Raw genomic sequence first — 21,706 nt, 5'->3', positions numbered from 1 at the left:
TGTTTTTCCTTTTTAAGAATTACAATATACTACAAATATATTTATTTTTTCTATCGAAAACACTACCTACTTGTAGGTATAATTAGAAAATTCTTGGAGATTTCCTTCTGAAGTTGTAAAAAGTAAAATGGCTTCTAAATGTGTATTCTTTTCTAAAAAGTGTTTTGTTTTTTCTAAACCCATGGCCATAAAAGCTGTTGCATACGCATCAACATCTGCACAATCTAGATTTGCAATAACAGAAGCACTTAATAAGTTACTTTCTAGTGCATAGCCTGTTTTCGGGTTTATTGTGTGTACATATTTTTTTCCATCATTTGTAATTCTAAATTTTCTGTAGTTTCCAGAAGTAGCCATAGCTTTGTTTGACAAATTAATATTTTTAAAACCAGCATTCGCATTAGATTCAATGGGATCTACCAATTTAATAATCCAAGGTTTTTGGTTCTCTTTAGCCCCTTTTGTTCGAATCTCTCCTCCAATTTCAACCAAATAATTATTGATGTTCTTGCGCTCAAGAAAGCGCGCAACAACATCAATTCCGTAGCCTTTTGCAATAGAATTAAAGTCTAAATAAATTTCTGGACTTTCTTTAATTACTTTGTTGTTTTTGATGTCAACTTTATCTAAACCCACAAATTGCATTTGTGCCTTTACCTGATCTTCAGTCAGATTGTTTTTTTCTCTTTTAGGACCAAAACCCCAAGCATTGACCAAATTACCTACTGTTGGATCGAAATAACCATTGGTTTCCTTAAATATTCGTTTCGATTTTTTAAAAACTTCAACAAAGAAATCATCCACAATTACCGAAGTGTCTCCAGCATTAATTCTAGAAATATCTGAGGTTGGTAAATATGTAGATAAAGACGCATTCATTTTAAAAAATAAACTATCGATACTTTTTTGATAATTGGTGTTGGCCTTTAAATATGTAATTTTATACGTAGTACCAAAAACGAAACCTTTTAAGGTGTAATCTTCAACAATAGCTTTATTTTTACAAGTAGAAAAAAGAAAAATAATGGCGATATATAAGAGGAAATTATATTTTTTCATAAAGAATCATAATTATAAACAAAAATAGTGTATAATTTTTTCACAAATTATTGTTAATCACTCTTTTTATTCATCGATTTTGTTAAATTTGTAGGAATTATTTAATGATCAATTTTAAAAAAAATGAAAAAAATATCTCTTATAGTCTTATCTGCAATTCTACTTAGTTCTTGTGTTTCTAAAAAAGAATTTGCAGCACTGCAAACAGAAAAAGCACAAACTGAAGAAGAGTTACTTGCTGTAAAAACAAATTTACAAAAGTGTTTAATTGAACGTGAAAAAGAAGATGGTAGAATTTTTGCTTTAACGGAACAAGTAAAGTATTTACAAGAAGATAAAAAATCTGCTTTAAAGCAAGTTGAAAATTTAACGGTTTTAACGCAATCTTCATCTGATAATATTAAAACGGTCATTTCTCAATTGAGCGAAAAGGACAAATATATCAATGGCGTTAGAAAAGCGATGACGCAAAAAGATTCTCTTAATCTAGCGATTAAATATCACTTAACGAGAAACTTAACAGAAGGTATTCAAGACAAAGATATTGAAGTGAATGTCGAAAAAACGGTGGTGTTTATTTCTATTTCTGATAAATTATTATTTAAAAGCGGAAGTTATAATGTAACGGATGGTGCTTATACTGTTTTAGAAAAAATAGCCAAAGTAATTAACGATCAGCCTAAAATGGAAGTAATGATTGAGGGGCATACAGATTCAACTCCAATTAATAGAGACATCATACAAGACAATTGGGATTTGTCTGCATTAAGAGCCACTTCAATTACTAGAATTTTACAATATAAATATGGTGTAAAACCAGAAAGATTAATTGCAGCAGGAAGAAGTCAATATGTACCTTTAGCACCAAATGATTCTGCTGAAAACAAAGCAAAAAATAGAAGAACAAAAATTATTATCATGCCTAAATTAAATCAGTTTTTTGATTTATTAGAGCAAGATGCTAAATAATTTTTAGTCTTTTTTAAAATATTTAAAACCACTCTTTTGAGTGGTTTTTTTGTTTTATGTGGTTTTATAATTTAGGTTTAAAATAAAAACTGCTAACTTTGTTTAAATTTTGATAAAATAAATTAAAACTCACTTTATAATTAAAGTTTGATTATAATAACGGAAGTATTTATTTAATGTTATGAAAAAACGATACACTTTTCTTATATATACTTTTCTCGTGATTGCTTTTTTCGGTTGTAGTAATGATGATGATATAACTACTATTGAATCTTTTTATAATGGTGCTTTAACATCAAGTACTAATCAACAATTAGAAGGGCAATGGTCTATATATCAAGTCAAATTTGAAAACCAAGTTACTGATGTTCCTGAATCTACAGTAGAATGTGGGAGAGATTTTTTCTCTTTTCAAACAGATGGAAGTTTTAAAGAATATCTTTTTGATAATAGTCAATGCACTCCACAGAAAGGTGAACTTAGCTGGACATTATCTGATGGAATAATTACATTTACTTCTGGTTTTGAAACAAATCAATGGGTAATAACTGAATTATCTTCTAAGCGTTTTGTTTTTAAAATACTTTTAGACCTTGATAATGATGGTGAACCAGAGATTTACCAAGCAATTTGCAAAAGATATCAGCCTCCTGTTGAAATTTATACTGGCAATTTCTCAAGAGCTAATACAAGTGAGAATAATAATTTAGAAAAAATTCTATTAAAATGGGATGCATACAAGGGTTATAATAATTTCGAAAAATATGAAATTTATAGATTTTCTGAAGGATGTAGTAATATCAATAATTTAGAGTTAATTTCAACTATTACAGATCCAGATATCATCTCATTTATAGATGAAACGCCTCCAGCATTAGAAGAAATCTGTTACGTATTTAAAATATATACAGATTCAGGACTTTTAGAAAGCCTTGCTACGAATGTAAATACTGGATTTATGGAGATTTCATCAGTTAACCTTGAAGCACCAATTTTAAATAATACTACAATAAATCTTACTTGGGATAAATATCAAGGATATTATTTTTCTCATTATAAAATAGTAGTTCGTAATTATTCTTCTGGTTCAGGAGGTGGATATCAAGAAGAGGAATTTGCTTTAATTGACAATATAGAGACAACTAGTTTTTCTTCAGAACAGCCCTATTTTTCTAATCCCGTTTTCGTTATTTATGTCTATAACATTTTTGGCGACAAAAATTATTATGCAATTGAATCTGAAAATCAGCAAAGTACAACTTTTGAAAGAGATGGAATATTACCAATTAACCAGATAAATTTCTTGGCATCATCACCCAATGAAACAATCCTGTATTATAGTGATTACTCTGATTTGTACAGATATAATTACAAGACTAATCATGTTGAAAACTCAATAGTACTTAATAGCTCTTCAATTATTTTTATTAAGGTCATAGAATCTTCATTTGGAACTGAAGTAATGGTTAATAAAGGAGGTGAAATTATGGTATATGATAGTGACTTAAATTTTAAGTATAATCTAAACCTGAAAGTAGATATCTTTTTTACCCCAGATCATCTTATTATTAACGAAGATGGTTATTGGTTGGCAACAGACAGAGAAAAATTATATTCTTTTACAAGAACAGAAAATCAGTTAGACTTAATAAATACAAACAATTTATACAATAAACGATTTAGTGCTAGTGATATAAATATTATCGATTTAGGAAAAAGTAAGATTTTAGTGGGGAACAAAATAGAATCTCAAGGTCTAGTTGTTGAAATAAATTCTGATGGAGAACTTTCTATTAGTGCTACTGAAGTAAACTTCAATGTTATTTCAGAATGGGATAATAGCTTATACTCTAGAGACAAAAAATATATTCTTAATTCTGAAAATAATACAGTATACGCTACAGAAACGAACAACTTATTAAACACTTTGAATCAAGGTTTTTTTCTAAAAAATATAAGCAATGATGGTTCATTTATATTAGGAACTAATAATAACCCAAATTCTTCTACAGATTATTATCATGAAAAGAAATTAAAGACATTTAGTTATCCTTTATTTGCTGAAAAAAATTATGAAACAAAAGGTTATCCACATTTTATTTTCCAAAATCATTTAGGTGAAATAATTTCTATCTCAAAAGGATTAATTGGAAGTCTTAATGTTTCTGCACAAGAAAAAGATATTTTTATAGAAATTATTGAGTAACGCTGAAGATAATGAAATAGCAGAGTGACTATTATCTACTCCAAAATCACAACAAAATCTTCAAAAGCCACATAATAAGGCTGATTTTTAAAAACAGGGTTTTCAACACTTTCTGCATTTGCAATTCCTACACCGGCAAACCAAACCTTCGCATTTTGTTTTTTAGCATGGTTTTTAAACGTTTCCATCCATAAAACATCATAATCGTTTGGATTTTGCAAATTAGTAGTTGCTTTTACCAAAACAAAAATAGTCTGTGCACCTTTTTTAAACAACACAAATTGAGGATGTCTTTTTAATGTGCTATTAATTGCCTGAAACTCATACCCCATTTCTTCTAGCTTCTCACCTACGATGTTCATTGCCAAATTATGCAATTCTTGCGCCGTTAAAATCTGCATTACTTTTTCTTATGATGTTTGTTGTAGTTTTTATCTCCTTTTGTTTTTGGTTTCTTGTATTTTTTAGCAATTTCTCTTCTGTAAGAACCTCCTTGATTGGTTTTACTGTTCTTTTCACTCTTTTCATGAAATGCTGGTCCAGGCACATATTCTAAGGCAGTTCTGTTTCTAGATTGCTCTCTGTCTTCTTTAGGGCGTTCATCTTCCGTTAGTGAGGTAGCAATTGCTACTTCCTCAGGAAGCTCTAAAAGCGGAATCTCATAATGCATCAACATTTCAATGGCAGTTTTAGCATCTTGTTCTTTTTCTGTTGAAAAAAGCAGTGTTTTTCCTGCTTTTTCTGCACGACCAGTTCTACCAATTCTGTGCATGTAATTTTCAGGAAAATCGGGTGTATCAAAATTGATCACGTGAGAAACATTGTCAAAATCTAAACCTCGTGCCATGACATCTGTCGCTAATAAAATTCGATTTTTTCCTTCATCAAATTGTTTGATAGATCTAATTCTATAATTCTGCGTTTTGTTAGAGTGAATCACACACATTTCATCATGAAACACTTCTTCTAAATGTTTAAATAACAAATCTGCTGTTCTCTTAAAACCAACAAAAATTAATACTTTATGAAAATTTTCTTTATCCTTTAAAAGATGATGTAACAAATTTACTTTCGTAAAAAAGTTAGGAATGTTATAAGAAACCTGTTCAATATTATCTAAAGGCGTTCCACTAACTGCTACAGAAATTTTTTCAGGATTTTTAAAAAAATCATAAATTAAATCATCTACATCTTCTGTCATGGTTGCAGAAAATAATACGTTCTGTCTTTTTTCAGGAAGAATATCAAAAATGTTCATTAGTTGAAAGCGAAACCCTAAGTCTAACATCACATCCACTTCATCAATCACCAACTTCTGAATAGATTTTAGCTTTAAAGCGTTGCTTAAACCTAAATCATACAAACGTCCTGGAGTTGCCACAATAACATCTTGACCTTGTAAAATAGCTTGTTTTTGTGTATTGATGTTGGTACCACCATACACACCCAAAACACGCGTATTGATATATTTTGATAATTCCTCTATTTGTTCTACAACTTGTATGACCAACTCTCTAGTAGGCACCAAGACCAAAATTCTTGGATGCTGTTGCTTAGAAAATTTTAAATCTCTAAGAATTGGCAACATGTATGCAAAAGTTTTACCTGTACCCGTCTGCGCAATTCCCACAACATCTTTACCAGATCTAACTACAGAAAATGCTTGTTCTTGAATTGGCGTTGGTGTATCGAAACCCAAATCGTCAATTGCATATTGTAGTTGATTTGATAAGTCTAAATCTTCAAAAGTCATCGTGTAAAATTTTATGCAAAGGTACGTTTTATAAAATGTTTTACAATACCAGTTCAACCGTAGATTATTTAGTAATTTTGTACTTATAATTCATACTTTATAATGATTACAGATACGCACACACATTTATATTCTAGTCAGTTTAGCGAAGATCAAAAAGAAATGATACAACGTGCAAAAGACGCTGGTGTTTCTCGATTTTTTATCCCTGCAATAGATTCTTCTTACACAGAAAGTATGTTGCAGTTAGAAACGGATTTTCCTTATGATGTGTATTTGATGATGGGTTTGCATCCAACTTCTGTAAAAGAAAATTATCTAGAAGAATTAGCGCATGTAAAAGAATGGATTGACAAAAAAGATTTCTACGCAATTGGTGAAATTGGAATCGATTTGTATTGGGAAAAAACTTTTTTAGTGCAACAACAAGAAGCTTTTAGAACACAAATACAATGGGCAAAAGAGAAAAAATTACCTATTGTAATTCATTGTAGAGATGCTTTTGATGAAATTTTTGAAGTTTTAGAAACAGAGAAAGGAGACGATTTATGGGGGATTTTTCATTGTTTTACAGGAACAAAAGTACAAGCAGAAAAAGCCATTTCTTACAACATGAAATTAGGAATTGGCGGCGTTGCCACTTTTAAAAATGGTAAAATTGATCAATTTTTAAATAAAATTGACTTGCAACATATTGTTTTGGAAACAGATGCACCCTACTTAGCACCAACTCCATACAGAGGCAAAAGAAATGAAAGTGCTTATATTACAAATGTTATTGATAAATTAGCAGACATTTATGAGCTTTCATTCAAAGAAATTTCAGAAATTACAACAAAAAATTCTAAAGATGTTTTTGGAATATAATTTATGGAAACAGCAATCACATATTACAAAACACCCATAGGAACCGCAAAAATTGTAGGAGATACAAACGGAATTCAAGCTGTTTCTGTTTTAAATGATGATGAAATTTCAGCGGAAATTTTAAATCAACAAACTCCTGAGTGTTTACAAGACTGTGTACTACAATTAGCAGAATATTTTAAAGGCGAAAGAGATAGTTTTAATTTAACGGTGAATCCAAAAGGAACTGCTTTTCAAATAAAAGTATGGAAAGCCTTATTAAAAATTCCCTATGGAAAAACAAAAAGTTACTTAGAACAAAGCAAAGGTTTAGGAGATGTAAAAGCCATTAGAGCCGTTGCATCTGCAAATGGTAAAAACCCCTTATGGATTGTAATTCCTTGTCATAGAGTTATTGGTTCTGACGGTTCTCTAACAGGATATGCTGGCGGAATTTGGCGTAAAAAATGGCTGTTGGCGCATGAAAATCCAGTAAAACAGCAATCCCTTTTTTAAATTTTATTTTCAAACATTAAAAAACATATTTTTACGTTAAGAACGTATAGTTTTTTATGAGTCAAAGAATTCTTTTTTTATTTCTGATGTTTGTTGGGTTTTCAATCCAATCTCAAACGATATCTTCAGATTTTAGATCTCGGAAATTTCTTATTAAAAAAGATACTGTAAAATTTGATTCTGTTGCGATACATCCACTTCGATTTAAAGTATTCAATGCCTTATTAAGGCCTATTGAAACTGCTAACTACACCGTAGATTTTAACAATGCCATTTTAATTATCAATTCAAAAAAATATTCAGAAATTACCTTAGAATATTTTAGATTTCCAGAATTTATCACCAAAACGTATACTCCTTTTGATGAGCGTTTAATTGTACCAAACGGAACAAATACAGGTAAATTATACAGTTTAACAACCAATAAAAAAGCCTCTGAAATAGAATTGTTTGAGGGCTTACAAACCAAAGGTTTTATTTCTAGAGGAATTACTTCTGGTAATAATCAAAATGCAGTTACAAACGCTGCACTAGATTTAGAAATTTCAGGAAAACTATCTGATAAAGTAACCTTAAAAGCCAATATTTGGGATACAAATGTACCGATTCAAGAAAACGGCTATTCACAAAATATAACCGATTTTGATAGAATTTTTGTAGAGATGTTTCACGAAGATTGGCGTGTGAGAGCAGGAGATTTGTCATTACAAAATAAAGAAAGCTACTTTGCACCTTTTACAAAACAAGCTGCGGGTCTTGAGGTAGAGGCAAACATTAACGATCATTTTAAAGTAAGTGCTTCTGGTGCAGTTGTACGTGGTAAATTTAATAATTTTAGAATTGTTGGCAATGAAGGAAATCAAGGTCCTTACAAAATTTTTGGCGCTAATAATGAACCAAATATTGTAATAATTGGTGATAGTGAGCAGGTATATATCAACGGAATTCAAATAGAAAGAGGAGAAAACAAAGACTACACCATAGATTATAATTTAGGTGAAATTACCTTCAACACTACGTATCCTATTACAAATGATATGAGGATTACTATTGAATTTCAATATTCTGACCGGAACTATACACGTTTTGTCACCTATGAATCTGCTACCTATACCTCTGAAAAATTTCATATTAGCGGTTTTTTTTACAGCGAAAATGATGCTAAAAATCAACCTTTACAACAGGCATTAACAGATGATCAAAAACAAATCTTAGCAAATGCTGGAAATAACACAGACTTGATGTTTGCCGAAAGTGCTTTTTTAGATGCTTTTGATGAAAATAAGATTCTCTATAGAAAAGTAGTGAATGGAGCCGTAGAAAACTTTGAATATGCTACAGAAGAAACTGACGAATTGTACTTTGTAACCTTTATAAATGTTGGTGTAAATAATGGCGATTACAACTTAGAGAGAAGCACTGCCATTGGAAATATTTATGTGTATGCTGGCGTAAATCAAGGAAATTATGCGCCGATAACTCGTTTAATTCCGCCAACAAAAGCTCAGATTTTTGTTGTAAAATCTGACTATGACTCCAGCAAAAAAACAAAAATATCTTCTGAAGTTGCTTTTAGCAATAATGATGCGAATTTATTTTCATCCATAGACAACACAGAAAATACGGCTATGGCAGCAAAAGTGGGTTGGGAACAAATTTTAATTGATAAAAATTGGCAATTCACTAGTACCATCAACCATGAATATGCACATAAAAACTTTAGAACTTTACAACGTTGGGAATCTATAGAATTTAATAGAGATTGGAATTTACTCACCAACAATGCTACAAAAAACTACTTTCAATCTCAATTTACCCTTCAAAATAAAAAAGAAGATTTTTTATTGTATAGATACAACCATTTAAATCATATAGATACTTATAATGGGAATAAACACGAGCTTCAATCTAAAATGAAGTTCAACAAAACAGCTTTTTTTGTCGACGGAAGCTTTTTAACAAACACCTCAAGCTTAGAAGACAACACCTTTTTAAGAGCCAGAGCAACTGTAGAACATTCTTTTAAGAAAAGTTGGTTAGGTGCTTTTACCAATCTAGAAACCAATAGCAGGAAAGAAATTAGCACAAACAATTTTGTAAACACCAGTCACAGGTTTAAAGAATATGAAACTTATTTTGGTATTGGGGACACTGCGAAAGTCTTTGCTAAAATTGGGTTTAATTATAGAAATAATGACAGTATAAAATCGAACCAATTTACTGAAATTAATAACAGGAAATCATTTTATGTAAATAGCAAATTAATTCAAAACAAAGCAACCAACTTAAGTGTTTTTGCCAATTACAGGCTCACAGAAAATAAATTCACCGAAGATGAAAAGTCTTTAAATTCAAGAATAATTTTCAACCAAAAACTATTCAACAACTTTGTAAATTTAAATACACTTTATGAAACTTCTTCGGGTAACGTAGCCAGACAAGAATATGTGTATGTAAAAACAGAACCTGGTTTGGGCTATTACACTTGGTTAGATTATAACAATGATGGCATTCAAGATTTTGATGAATTTGAAATTGCAGAATTTCAGGATCAAGCAAATTATTTAAGAGTACCAAAACCCAATTTGCGGTTTTTGGCAACACAAAGTGCAAAATTTAGACAGTCTATCAACCTTAATTTTAATCAATGGAAAGAGAAAAATGGTTTTAAGAAAAAGCTTTCTCATTTTAATAATGAAAGCTTTTTAAGTGTAGAAAATGAACAAACTAGAATTGGAAATTCCTTTAATTTTAATCCGTTTAATTTTGATGAAGACAAACTATTAGGCTTGAGTTTCAGTGTTAGAAACAGCCTGTACTTCAATAGAAATCTTCAGAATTATAGTGTTATCTATACCTATGGGCAATTAAGAAATAAGCAACAATATTTTATCGGAACACAAGAAAATAACACGAAGACACATCAGATAGATTTTGCGCATAAATTTGCTAATTTCTGGTTGTTCGATTTGATGGGAAAAACCTCTAAAAACGAATTACAGACAGAAAATTTTAACAATAGAAATTATTTAATTGAAAGTAAAGAACTGCAACCAAAAATTAGTTTTCTATACAATCAGAACAACAGATTAACGGCCTTTTATCACTATAAAAACAAACAAAACAGTCTGCAAGATTTTGAAACATTGCATCAACAAAAAATAGGTGTAGAATATTTTTATTTGAGCAGTAAAAAAAATCAGATTACAGCAAATATAAATGTCTTTTTAAATGATTTTAGCGGTGATACAAACACACCTGTTGCTTACCAAATGTTAGAAGGTTTACAAGCAGGAAAAAATTATACATGGAATCTTTTGTTCAATAGAAAACTAAATTCATTTTTAAATTTAAATCTAAGCTATTTAGGTAGAAAAAGCGAAAATTCTAAAACTATTCATACAGGAAGTATACAATTAAGAGCTGTTTTTTAACGTTTTTTATTCTCTTTTTGATACATTTGTTAAAATTGAAATTTATAAAAATTATGAAAAAGTCTATTGTATTATTTTTACTATTTGCACTCACTTTAAACACAATTTCTCAAGAGAAAGAGAGCATTTACCCACAAGATATAGATAAAAAAACAGAAATTAAAATAAATACTTTTAGTTTAATTGCGTTTTCTTCGTTAGACGTTTCTTATGAAAGGTTGCTAAATAAAGATTCCTCTTTTGGTGTTAGTATTTTTTATAACTTTAACGACATTAATGATGACTTATACTTTCCTAAAACATTTTCTTTAACACCTTATTACAGATGGTTTTTTAGTGAAACAAGATTTGCTAGAGGCTTTTTTGTAGAAGGATTTGGTATGTTAAATACCTATGAAGAGGATAATTATTTTTCTAATGATAACCAAACAGATAAAGAAACAGATTTTGCTTTAGGTATTTCTGTAGGTGGTAAGTTTGTAACAAAATCTGGTTTTATTGCAGAAATTTATTTAGGTATTGGTAGAAACCTTTTCAAAAGTAGTGATGATGATAACCTTATTGATAATAACCTTATCACAAGAGGAGGTATATCTCTAGGATATAGATTCTAAAAACATCTTATTTTATGAAATTCGAAATACAATTAAAATAAAAAATCAATGAAAAAATTAGTTTTAATAGTTGGACTTTTAGTGAGTTCTTTAGGATTTTCTCAACAAGAAATAAAATTAGATATTGCCGATGCATTGGTGATACGAAGTTTAGAGTTTTCTTATGAGAACTATATTAGTGATGAAAATTCTTTCGGAGTTTCTGCACTATTCAACTTAGCAAAACAAGAGGTAGATTTTAGATACAATGAAAATATGATGATTACTCCGTATTTTCGTCATTATTTTACATCGGAAGCACAATGGAATTTCTTTGGAGAAGGTTTTGTAGGCATTAATTCAGGCAAAAAAGAGGCGGTAGAAGATTCTGGAATTTACGATTTAAAATATACAGATGCTGCTTTAGGAGTTGCCGTCGGCACAAAATACATTTCAGAAGGAGGTTTAGTAATAGATTTTTATGGTGGCTTAGGAAGAAATTTATTTGGTTCAGACTCACCTGTATTGGTTCCTAGACTTGGCTTAAATGTAGGTTGGAGATTTTAAGTTTTCTAATGCTTTATAAAATTGAAAAAGCCAGCTTCCGCTGGCTCTTTTATGATACTACTTCCTCTTTTCTAATAGGAAGGTTCTGTATTAAATCTATATACAAGTTAATTTGCTTCTTTAATTCTTTACGTTCGTAAATAGCATCTAAGAAACCATGTTCTAAAACAAATTCAGATTTTTGAAAACCTTCTGGTAAATCTTTACCCGTTGTATCTCTTACAACTCTTGGACCTGCAAATGCAATTAATGCATTTGGCTCTGCAATATTAATATCTCCTAACATGGCATACGATGCTGTTGTACCACCAGTTGTTGGATCTGTACACAAAGAAATATAAGGAATTTTTGCTCCTGCCAATTGTGCAAGTTTAGAAGATGTTTTTACCAGTTGCATTAAAGAAAGTGATGCTTCCATCATTCTTGCGCCACCAGACTTAGAAACCATTAAAAACGGAATCTTATTTTTTATAGAATAATCAATGGCTCTTGCAATTTTCTCACCAACAACAGAACCCATAGAACCTCCAATAAAAGCAAAATCCATAGCAGCAACCACCAAATCTTTACCTAAAGACTTGCCAACGGCAGTTCTAACGGCATCATTTAGTTTTGTTTTTTCTTGAGCAGCCTTTAATCTGTCGCTATATTTTTTTGTGTCTTCGAATTTTAAAGGATCTTTAGAAGTTAAATTTTTATGTAATTCCTCAAATTTATTATCATCAAAGAACAACTCAAAGTATTCTTTACTTCCTATTCTTACATGATAGCCATCTTCTGGACTTACATATAAGTTTCTTTTTAATTCTTCTGTATCAATTATTTTTCCACTTGGGGTTTTGTACCACAAGCCTTTCGGAGTATCTTTTTTGTCTTCCGTAGAAGTCTGAATTCCTTTGTCTGTTCTTTTAAACCAAGCCATATGATGTGTTTGTTCTAAGTTATTGTTCAAAAATAAAAATTATTTAAAATTAAAATATGAAATACAAATGTAAAAGTTTTTTAGTGAATACTACTTTCTTATTTGTTCGATTATCTAAGCGTGAAATTATAACAATATATCTAAAGCAAAAAAAAGCATTTTGATAAAGAATCAAAATGCTTATATACTATAAAAAAGCAGCTACTATAACGTATCTACGTTATTTAAATCTTCAAATGCTTGTTTTAAGCGTGTTGTAAAAGTAACTTCTCCTTCACGCAACCATTTTCTTGGATCGTAATATTTTTTGTTGGGTTGATCAGATCCGTCTGGATTACCAATTTGGGTTGCCAAATAAGGCGCTTTTCCTTGCATATAATCTCTAATACCTTCTGTAAAGGCAAATTGTAAATCTGTATCAATATTCATCTTAATAACTCCGTAACCAATAGCTTCTCTAATTTCTTCTAAAGTTGATCCAGAACCACCATGAAATACAAAATCGATATGATTGTGTGCGACATTGTATTTTTTAGAGATATATTCTTGAGAATTCTTTAAAATTTTTGGAGTCAATTTTACATTTCCTGGCTTATAGACACCATGAACATTCCCAAATGCTGCTGCAATTGTAAATTGAGAAGAAACTTTTAATAATTCTTCATAAGCGTAAGCAACTTCTTCTGGTTGTGTGTATAATTTAGAAGCGTCCACATCAGAATTATCTACACCATCTTCTTCTCCTCCAGTAATTCCTAATTCAATCTCTAAAGTCATACCCATTTTGCTCATTCTCGCTAAATAAGTTTTACAGATTTCTATGTTTTCTTCTAAAGGCTCTTCAGATAAATCTATCATATGAGAACTGTATAATGGTTTGCCAGTTTCTTCAAAATGTTTTTCAGAAGCGTCTAACAATCCATCAATCCAAGGTAATAATTTTTTTGCACAATGGTCTGTATGTAAAATTACAGGAACACCATAAGCTACTGCCAATTCATGAATGTGTTTTGCGCCTGCAATACCACCGGCAATTGCAGCTTTTTCGCCTTCATTAGACAATCCTTTACCTGCATTAAACTGTGCACCACCATTAGAAAACTGTATAATTACAGGTGCATTTAAATCTCTTGCCGCTTCTAAAACTGCATTGATAGTATTAGAACCAACAACATTTACAGCTGGTAAAGCAAATCCTTTTTCTTTTGCAAGTTTAAAAATTGCTTGAACTTCTTTTCCTGTAGCAACTCCAGGTTTTATGTTGTGACTCATATTATTTATTTTTAAATTGTGATTCTTACTTTTTTCAAAAATACTAAAAATAGCGGTTTTTATGTTTGAAGAAATTATAAAATAACGAAAACGTTATAGACTTTTCAACGTCTTTCTTAAAAAGGATAGTTAATTCCTATATTATAAACAGCACTGGCGAAGTTATAATTTTTAAACCACTTATTTCCTTCTAAATAAGGTTCGTATGTTTTAAAACCAATATCAAATCTTAAAACAAAGAAGTTTAAATCGTATCTGATACCAACTCCAGAACCCACTGCAATTTCCTTTAATGAATCGATTCCATTAAATTTCGAATCTTCATCTATAAATTCAGAACCCGAGATGTCCCAAATATTTCCTGCATCTACAAATAATGCTCCTTTTAAACTGCTCACTAAATTAAAACGATATTCTGCACTTGATAAAAATTTAAAGCTTCCTACATTAAATTCTAAACCACTATTTCTACTTCCTGGACCTAATTCATAGGTTTGCCAAGCTCTAATATCATTAGAACCACCCGCAAAATAACTTCGTGTAAAAGGAATGTCTGAATTGTCATAAGTTACAATTGCCCCTAAAAAAGTTCTAATTCCAAAAACGGAATTTAGGCCGACATCCCAAAAATGTTTGTATTCTAAATCGGTTTTAAAATACTGAGCTAATGGTATTTTAAACAGTGTTTTTTTACCATTCGCATTATAATCGTTAGAAAATAACCCTAAGATATTTCCTGAATTCGCAATTCTTGCCTTAAAGAAAGAAAAGTTATTATCTGTAAAATCTACTTGGTTATTATAAGTATAGGAATACGCCAAAATTGGAATTAAAAAATCTGAAGTCACAATATTATACCTGTTCTGGATATTTAATACGGTATTGTAATCGTCTGGATTTGAATTCTCAAAATTTGAATCTGCTGCTAAAACATTGATAAAATTTAAAGATTCTGAAGCCTGTGTTTCGATGTCTGTAGATAGTGGAGCATACGAGGTATTGTTTACCGAATCGTAAACCTCTGCCACTGTATTTAAATTAGAAAATTCTGAATTATAGATACTAAAAAAACGATTTACATTTAAATTCTGAATGTATTGTGTATTAAAAATTTCTAATTGAATGGTTCTCTTACTATTGTATTGCCATCTATAATCGGAAAGAAATGTAAACGTTTGCCTATCTAAACCTATGTTTTTCTGAAAACTAGATCCTAGTGAAAATAAAGTTCTTGGAGACATTCTTTTAGGCACCAACTTACTCAAACCAAAGGGAGCAATAAACCTTGGAAACTCTAGCGAGGCATCAGCACCAATTTCCCAACCAGGACCATTATTTGCATTGAAATAAGAACCTAAAAACGATAGTTTTAATAACTCTGCACCTCTGAATGCATTTCTATTTGAAATAGAAAATTTTGCAGAAGAACCTATATTTCTAATATTTGAATGTGTTAATTCTGTTTCAAAACCTAATGTATATTTTTCTTTTGGTGATAAAAGTAAATCCATTCTTAACTCATCATCAGAACCATTAATAGGTGAAAAAGAAATATTTGTAGATTTAAAATTTTGTAGCGATTTTAAATGATTTCTAGTTAAGTTTCTTAAAGTATCTTTATAAACATCTCCAGGATTAAAAAAAATTGACTGTGCCAAATATTTAGGATTGTACTTTAATTTTTCAATGGCTAAAAAATTGATGCCTTTATAGGTAACAGAATCATTGTAAATTTCGCCTTTTTGTGTGTACGAGTAATCTGTAACAACATTAATCTCTTTTATTTTATGAACCTTATAATCTATTTTAACATATTTTCCGTTGATATCTTTAAACCTGTCTTTTGCTATCAAAAATTCTACGTTGGTCTTGTTGTCTGTTCGCGTAGAATCTACATAAAAACCTAAAGCAGATTCAGAAAAATGATAAATACCGCTGTTTTTATACAATTTAACAATGTTAGCCGCTTCATTTCTAAAAACTTTATCATTGTATTGATCGCCACTTTTTAACAATGACTGCATACCAGAAGCTTTGTAAATAGAATCTAATACTGGCGATTCTATTTTTAATTTTATACTATCTAATAATGTTGGTTGGCCTTTTCTAATATGATAAGAAACCGTTGCTTTTTTATTTGTTGAATCTTTTTTAATTTCAGATGCTACTGAAGATTCAAAAAAACCTTGTGTTTTGTAATATGCCCATAAATTATCTGAAGTTCTTTTTACTTTATTTTCACTTACAATTACAGGAGCATCAAAATTTAAAAACCAATTATTTAATCTAATAAAAGAATTCGCGTAAGCAATGCTTTGTTTTTCTGAAAAAATATTTTCTATAAAGTGATAAGATTTTGGATGTTCTTTTCCCCACTCAGAGGGGGTTTTAGGTTTGTTATGATTTCCTATATTATGAAAATACAAACCCAGTGGAAGACCTAATGGTTTAGGATTGGGTTTTTGAAGCACGTATTTTTGTAAGTCTAAACTTTTATTTCTAACACTATCTACAAAAATATAATTTTGCGTAAGCATGTGCTCATTTTCAGCAACATGTTTTGTAACATTACACCCAGCCAAAAATAAAATAAGTAAAAAGCAAAAAGAAAGTTTTTTCATTACTTTAGCAATACATTCAATATCAAAAATAGTATTTTTCAACGGTTTATTTTCAATTACGTACAATTAATGAGCATCTCTAAAAATCAACTAAAATTAATAACAAGTTTATCTCAAAAAAAGTATAGACAACAGCACAATTTATTTATTGCTGAAGGAATAAAAGTAGTAAACGAGTTGCTAAATGCGGCTTTTGAGGCCGAAACACTGTTCTGTACGGATGATTTTGAAACCAGAATTTCTGAAGATAAAATTACAAGAATTTCTAAAATCGAGTTAAAAAAAATAAGCACTTTAAAGTCTCCGAACCAAGTTTTAGGATTGTTTCAAATTCCCGAACAAAAAACAGTTAAAAATTCAGGGTTAATTGTTGCTTTAGACACCATAAATGATCCTGGAAATTTAGGAACCATTATTCGATTATGCGATTGGTTTGGAGTTGCTCAACTTATTTGCTCTAAAGATACTGTAGATTGTTATAACCAAAAAGTAGTGCAAGCTTCTATGGGCTCTTTAACCAGAATTTCTATTCATTATACAGATTTAGAAAACTATTTAAACGAAACCAATTTACCAACTTTTATTGCAGATATGGATGGTGAAAATGTATATCAAACGAATTTACCGAAAGAAGGAATTTTGATCATGGGAAATGAGGCCAATGGTGTTTCCGAAGAAATTATAAATTTAGCTACTCATCAAATTTCTATTCCGCGTTTTGGGGATGTTCAGGAAACCGAAAGCTTAAATGTTGCTACTGCAACTGCTATTTTATTGAGTGAGTTCTCAAGGTTTAAGGTTTAAGGTTTAAGGTTTAAGGTTTAAGAAAGTTAAAAAAAACTCAACTTTAAAAGTTTGAAACCAACATAAAAAAAACTCCTTTATTAAAATTAAAACTTTGAATTCAGAATTCAGAATTTTAAACTCATAATAACACCTACTCAAAAGCAAAGTTCAGAAAGATGCCACGCGTTCCCATAAAGTTTACAGGAGCAGTCCATCTACTATTCGGATCATCATCATATTTAATTTCATTATTCATGGCAAAAACACCACGAATGGATGGTGAAAATTTGAAGAAATACAAATAGAAATCTACACCAACGCCCACTTCGTACATAAAATTGTGGGTTTTCATTCTAAATTGCCCCGCAGAGTTATCATCTTGATTGCGTTCATTGCTAGAAAAATTGTAATCATAAGAAATTCCTCCTAATAAATACGGTCGGATATTTTTATACCTGTCTGTACTAAATTTTAGTACCAAAGGAACATGTAAATATGTAGAACCAATTTCTCTAATACTATCTTGAGGATTGCTTGATGTAGTTAAATGATTAAATAAAATTCTTTTAGAATTGCTAACCAAACCCGGTTCTAAACGCAGGTTTAAATTTTTATGTAGCCGAAAATCTGCAATTAAACCCACATTAAAACCCGTAGTGGGTTCTACGGTAATATTTGCATTGGCAATTGTACTTTCTCTTAGGTTTAATTTAAAATCGTTCTGATTAATTCCTAAATAAAACCCATAATGCAAAGGTCTTTTATCAAATGAAGGTAAATATTCTACACGCTCTCGTTGTGCAAAAAAAGCGACACTCATCAACAGAAAAAAACAAAAAAGCAGGTTTCTTTTACTCATAATTATTTACGTGCTGTGTAAATTGTTGCAACACCAAATGTTACAGGATGATCTTCTGTATGTGTAAACCCATTTTCTTTCAAAATATTGTTGAATGCTTCTCCAAAAGGAAAAGAATTTGCAGATTCAGATAAATAAGAATACGCAACTTTGTCTTTAGAAAACAACTTTCCTACCAATGGTAAAAATAAGTTGGTGTATAATTTATAACCTTGCTTAAAAGGAAAACTTGTTGGATTTGAAGTTTCTAAAATAACTAAAACTCCTGTTGGTTTTAAAACTCTGGCAATTTCTCTAATCCCTTTTTCTAAATTCGCAAAATTCCGAACTCCAAAAGAAACCGTAATGGCATCAAACGTAGCATCTTCAAAAGGCATTTCTTCAGAATCTGCTACAATCATTTCTATTGTATCAGAAAGATTGGCTTTGGCTATTTTTTGTTTTCCAACTTCTAACATTCCTGCAGAGATATCCAACCCTACAATTCTATCAGGATTTAATGCTGCCATCATTAAGGCCAAATCTCCTGTTCCCGTGGCGATATCTAAAATTTGCTTCGGGTTGTTTTTTCCAACAATCTCCACTACTTTTTTACGCCATTTTACATCAATTCCTAAAGAAATTACTCTGTTTAAACCATCGTAATTGCCAGAAATTGCATCGAACATTTGCGCTACTTGTTCTTTTTTTCCAAGTTTAGAATCTTTGTATGGATTTATTTTTTCTGCTGACATAAATAAAGCCCATCTTAATCCTCCTATTTCGACGAGCTCAATATAAACTCAGAGAGGAAACTTGCAGCGTGAGCAACTGTATTTTAGTGTTTTTTTTATATGACTACTTCTATCTTCAGACTACAAACTACTAGCCATTTATAGCCACCACTTCATTAATTTGATTGGGTAACATTTCTTTTAATAAATTCTCTATTCCGTTTTTTAATGTTGCGGTAGAAGATGGACAACCACTACAAGCGCCTTGTAAAACCACACTAACTACTTTATTTTTTTCGTCATAAGATCTAAAAGCAATATTACCGCCATCTCCAGCAACTGCAGGCTTTATGTATTCATCTAAAATATCTACAATTTGAGCAGAAATTCCTTCTAACTCAACTTTAGGGGCTTCAATTGCGCATTTAGTAACAATTTCTTCTTTTGGTAATTCTTTAATAATTGTTTTTCCGTCAGCTAAATATTCTCTAATAAAAGTTCTAACTTCTCCGTAAACTTCATTCCATTCTACCATGTCGTATTTGGTAATCGAAATATAATTATCAGAAATAAATACTTCTTTTACAAACGGAAAATTAAAAATTGCTTGTGCCAATGGTGATGATTGATTTGCTTCATCTATATTTTTAAACTCAACATCTGTTTGAGTTAGTGCTTTGTTTGTTCCGAATTTCATTACTGCAGGATTTGGAGTCACCTCTGCATATACTTCAATCGCTTCTTTTTTAGATGTCTTCTGCTCGTTTACAACTGCATTTCCATCGTTTAAATACGCTTCTATTTGTTCTTTTACTTCTTCTTGAACATCTATCCACTCTAAAATATCATACCGTTGTATGGCTATAAAATTAGCGGTAATAAAAACCTTTTTTACAAAGGGTAAATAGAATAATTCTTGTGCTAAAGGTGAGTTTTTAGCTTCGTCTATATTGTTAAATTCATAGCTACCTCCGTTAATTAAAATCTGATTGCTATTGTATTTAATAATGGTATTGTTTGTAGTTTCTTGTATGGTAATTTTAGTCTCTGACATCTTCTAAAAATTGAATTGCAAAATTAAGGGAAAAAAGGTAAATAAAGATTGTTTTAAAGGTATAAAACTTTAAGACTCTGCACGAAATGACGTTTTAAATGTCAAATCTAGCAGAGTCTTAATTTATAAGGCTGTAATTATTCTATAATTTTATAGTAATTGTACCTGTAAAAATTTTATTGTCTGTGTTTAAATCTGCAGAATTTACATTAAACCCAGAGTAAAAGTTATACGGAGCAGTTCTATTATTGTCACTGTAAGCAAAATCTAATTTAAAACTCCCAAAGTTGTAACCACCACCAATAGAATATCCTTCTAAATTATCTGACTCTAATGCTAATTTATCTGGACTTTGCTCAAATTTGTAACCTCCTCTTAAACTAAATCTATCTATTCGCCATTCTGCACCTGCATTAAAAGAATGCGTATTTCTCAATTCATCTTGAAAAAATTGATTCTCATCTGAAAAATCTGCTTCAGATAATCTCATATTCTGATAATTTCTATTGATATAATCTAAACTTAACAACCCATTCTTGCCAAAAATTAAGGCAGCACTTGCCGTTAATTTACTTGGTGTTTTGAATCTATAAATAAATCTTTGCGACGGAAAATTGCCTCTAGATGTATTGTCGTAAATAACATTATCATTACTTACTTCAATCTCTGTATCTCCCATAAAACCATCATTATCTACAATATTAGATTCTTCTAAAATTTCTGTAAACCATGTTGGTGTTTGGTAAGACAAACCAAATCTAAAATTCTGATGTGCTTTGTAAATAAAACCTGCATTTAATGAAACTCCTGTTCCTGTTGTAAAATTTTCTTGGTATAAATTTGCATCTAAAGTATTTCCACTACCATCATTATTAAACTCTACTAAAGTAGATTGCTGGCTAAAATTTAAATCGTAAAAACTTAAACCTGCACCCAGATACAATTTATTTTGATGTACAGAGGAAAAGGCAATATTCATCTCATTGATTTCGCCATTATAATTATTAAAAAAACGTTGTTCTTCAGCAACATTATAATCTACCGTTGGTGTATTATTATCTAAAGGATAGTCTCTAAAAGTTGCGATTCCGCTATTTCCTCTAGCATTAAAACTATTGGTAAAATCTTTGGAAATTCTGTAGTTAAAACCAATGGCAAACTTGGTCCAATCTGATTTGTATGCAGAATTAAAAACCAAAACTGCGCCTGCCTGCGAAAAGTTTAAAAACTGGTCTTGGTTATTAGTAGTCGTTCCGTAATAGTTTGTTGTAATATCTGTATTTCTAGAATTAAAAGTACCTGTAAAAGAGCTATTATTAAAAACTGCCAAACCAGCAGGATTAATATTTATGGAAGAAATATCTCCACCTAGAGCTCCAAAAGCACCACTCATAGACGTAAAACGAGCAGTTCCGTTAGCATCATCTTGAGAAAACAAAAGTGCTAAATCTTGGTATCCTAAAGATTGAGAATAGGACGTAAATGTGAGTACGAACAAAGTCGCGAATGTGATAATTTTTTTCATGTCAGTGCTTT

Annotated in this window: 18 protein-coding genes; 8 read left to right on the top strand and 10 right to left on the bottom strand. The window is 30.4% G+C overall.

All coding sequences use genetic code 11. The annotated features are described in order from the left end of the window. Positions 1-66: 66 nt before the first annotated feature. Positions 67-1,059 carry an FAD:protein FMN transferase gene (locus Q0998_RS10195; protein WP_299669657.1) on the bottom strand — a complete coding sequence of 331 codons (993 nt, stop codon included), beginning with the start codon at positions 1,057-1,059 and terminating at the stop codon, positions 67-69. Positions 1,060-1,182: 123 nt separating this feature from the next. Between Q0998_RS10195 and Q0998_RS10190 the strand changes: the two genes are divergently transcribed. Both Q0998_RS10190 and Q0998_RS10185 read left to right on the top strand, forming a co-directional pair. Further along, complete coding sequence (locus tag Q0998_RS10190; protein ID WP_299669655.1) at positions 1,183-2,028, top strand: OmpA family protein; 846 nt, start codon at positions 1,183-1,185, stop codon at positions 2,026-2,028. Positions 2,029-2,209: 181 nt separating this feature from the next. Then, positions 2,210-4,234: a hypothetical protein gene (locus tag Q0998_RS10185; protein WP_299669653.1), complete on the top strand. Its 2,025-nt coding sequence runs from the start codon at positions 2,210-2,212 to the stop codon at positions 4,232-4,234. Between the two features lie 35 nt (positions 4,235-4,269). Here Q0998_RS10185 and Q0998_RS10180 read toward each other — a convergent pair whose 3' ends face one another. Both Q0998_RS10180 and Q0998_RS10175 read right to left on the bottom strand, forming a co-directional pair. Then, entirely contained in the window at positions 4,270-4,635 is a 366-nt protein-coding gene (locus Q0998_RS10180) for a Na(+)-translocating NADH-quinone reductase subunit F (protein WP_299669651.1), read from the bottom strand. After that, positions 4,635-5,987, bottom strand: a complete 1,353-nt coding sequence (locus Q0998_RS10175) for a DEAD/DEAH box helicase (RefSeq protein WP_299669649.1) — start codon at positions 5,985-5,987, stop codon at positions 4,635-4,637. The genes Q0998_RS10180 and Q0998_RS10175 overlap by 1 nt, the downstream gene beginning before the upstream one ends. A 102-nt stretch (positions 5,988-6,089) precedes the next feature. On the opposite strand from Q0998_RS10175, the gene Q0998_RS10170 reads away from it, so the two are divergent. Genes Q0998_RS10170 through Q0998_RS10150 form a run of 5 tightly spaced genes read left to right on the top strand, consistent with a single transcriptional unit; the run spans position 6,090 to position 11,943 of the window. Beyond that, a complete protein-coding gene (locus Q0998_RS10170) occupies positions 6,090-6,854 on the top strand; it encodes a TatD family hydrolase (RefSeq protein ID WP_299669647.1) in 765 nt (254 codons plus the stop codon). 3 nt (positions 6,855-6,857) lie between these two features. After that, on the top strand, positions 6,858-7,349 hold the full coding sequence (locus tag Q0998_RS10165) for a methylated-DNA--[protein]-cysteine S-methyltransferase (protein WP_299669645.1): 492 nt from the start codon (positions 6,858-6,860) through the stop codon (positions 7,347-7,349). Positions 7,350-7,405: 56 nt separating this feature from the next. After that, positions 7,406-10,783: a hypothetical protein gene (locus Q0998_RS10160; RefSeq protein ID WP_299669643.1), complete on the top strand. Its 3,378-nt coding sequence runs from the start codon at positions 7,406-7,408 to the stop codon at positions 10,781-10,783. Between the two features lie 53 nt (positions 10,784-10,836). Next, on the top strand, positions 10,837-11,397 hold the full coding sequence (locus Q0998_RS10155) for a DUF3575 domain-containing protein (RefSeq protein ID WP_299669642.1): 561 nt from the start codon (positions 10,837-10,839) through the stop codon (positions 11,395-11,397). A 48-nt stretch (positions 11,398-11,445) separates the two neighbouring features. Then, complete coding sequence (locus tag Q0998_RS10150; RefSeq protein WP_299669640.1) at positions 11,446-11,943, top strand: hypothetical protein; 498 nt, start codon at positions 11,446-11,448, stop codon at positions 11,941-11,943. Between the two features lie 49 nt (positions 11,944-11,992). On the opposite strand, the gene accD is transcribed toward Q0998_RS10150, so the two are convergent. The 3 genes from accD to Q0998_RS10135 form a co-directional block, all read right to left on the bottom strand. Next, positions 11,993-12,865, bottom strand: coding sequence for an acetyl-CoA carboxylase, carboxyltransferase subunit beta (gene accD, locus Q0998_RS10145; protein ID WP_299669701.1), 873 nt, complete (start codon positions 12,863-12,865; stop codon positions 11,993-11,995). A gap of 204 nt (positions 12,866-13,069) precedes the next feature. After that, a complete protein-coding gene (gene fbaA, locus Q0998_RS10140; RefSeq protein ID WP_299669638.1) occupies positions 13,070-14,137 on the bottom strand; it encodes a class II fructose-bisphosphate aldolase in 1,068 nt (355 codons plus the stop codon). Positions 14,138-14,253: 116 nt separating this feature from the next. Continuing rightward, the gene (locus Q0998_RS10135) at positions 14,254-16,800 is read right to left on the bottom strand and encodes a BamA/TamA family outer membrane protein (RefSeq protein ID WP_299669636.1); all 2,547 of its coding nucleotides are present in this window, start codon (positions 16,798-16,800) and stop codon (positions 14,254-14,256) included. Positions 16,801-16,827: 27 nt separating this feature from the next. On the opposite strand from Q0998_RS10135, the gene Q0998_RS10130 reads away from it, so the two are divergent. Then, on the top strand, positions 16,828-17,562 hold the full coding sequence (locus Q0998_RS10130) for an RNA methyltransferase (protein ID WP_299669634.1): 735 nt from the start codon (positions 16,828-16,830) through the stop codon (positions 17,560-17,562). Between the two features lie 133 nt (positions 17,563-17,695). Here Q0998_RS10130 and Q0998_RS10125 read toward each other — a convergent pair whose 3' ends face one another. The 4 genes from Q0998_RS10125 to Q0998_RS10110 form a co-directional block, all read right to left on the bottom strand. Beyond that, positions 17,696-18,403 carry a porin family protein gene (locus tag Q0998_RS10125; RefSeq protein ID WP_299669632.1) on the bottom strand — a complete coding sequence of 236 codons (708 nt, stop codon included), beginning with the start codon at positions 18,401-18,403 and terminating at the stop codon, positions 17,696-17,698. 2 nt (positions 18,404-18,405) lie between these two features. After that, the gene (gene ubiE, locus Q0998_RS10120) at positions 18,406-19,137 is read right to left on the bottom strand and encodes a bifunctional demethylmenaquinone methyltransferase/2-methoxy-6-polyprenyl-1,4-benzoquinol methylase UbiE (RefSeq protein WP_299669630.1); all 732 of its coding nucleotides are present in this window, start codon (positions 19,135-19,137) and stop codon (positions 18,406-18,408) included. Between the two features lie 130 nt (positions 19,138-19,267). Beyond that, a complete protein-coding gene (locus tag Q0998_RS10115) occupies positions 19,268-20,170 on the bottom strand; it encodes a NifU family protein (protein WP_299669628.1) in 903 nt (300 codons plus the stop codon). Positions 20,171-20,312: 142 nt separating this feature from the next. Beyond that, positions 20,313-21,695, bottom strand: a complete 1,383-nt coding sequence (locus Q0998_RS10110) for a hemin receptor (RefSeq protein WP_299669626.1) — start codon at positions 21,693-21,695, stop codon at positions 20,313-20,315. Positions 21,696-21,706 lie beyond the last annotated feature (11 nt).

The organism is uncultured Polaribacter sp. (genome assembly GCF_947501385.1).
GTDB lineage: Bacteria > Bacteroidota > Bacteroidia > Flavobacteriales > Flavobacteriaceae > Polaribacter.
Note: the sequence above shows the minus strand (reverse complement) of the source record. Positions and strands in the feature narration are given on the sequence as shown.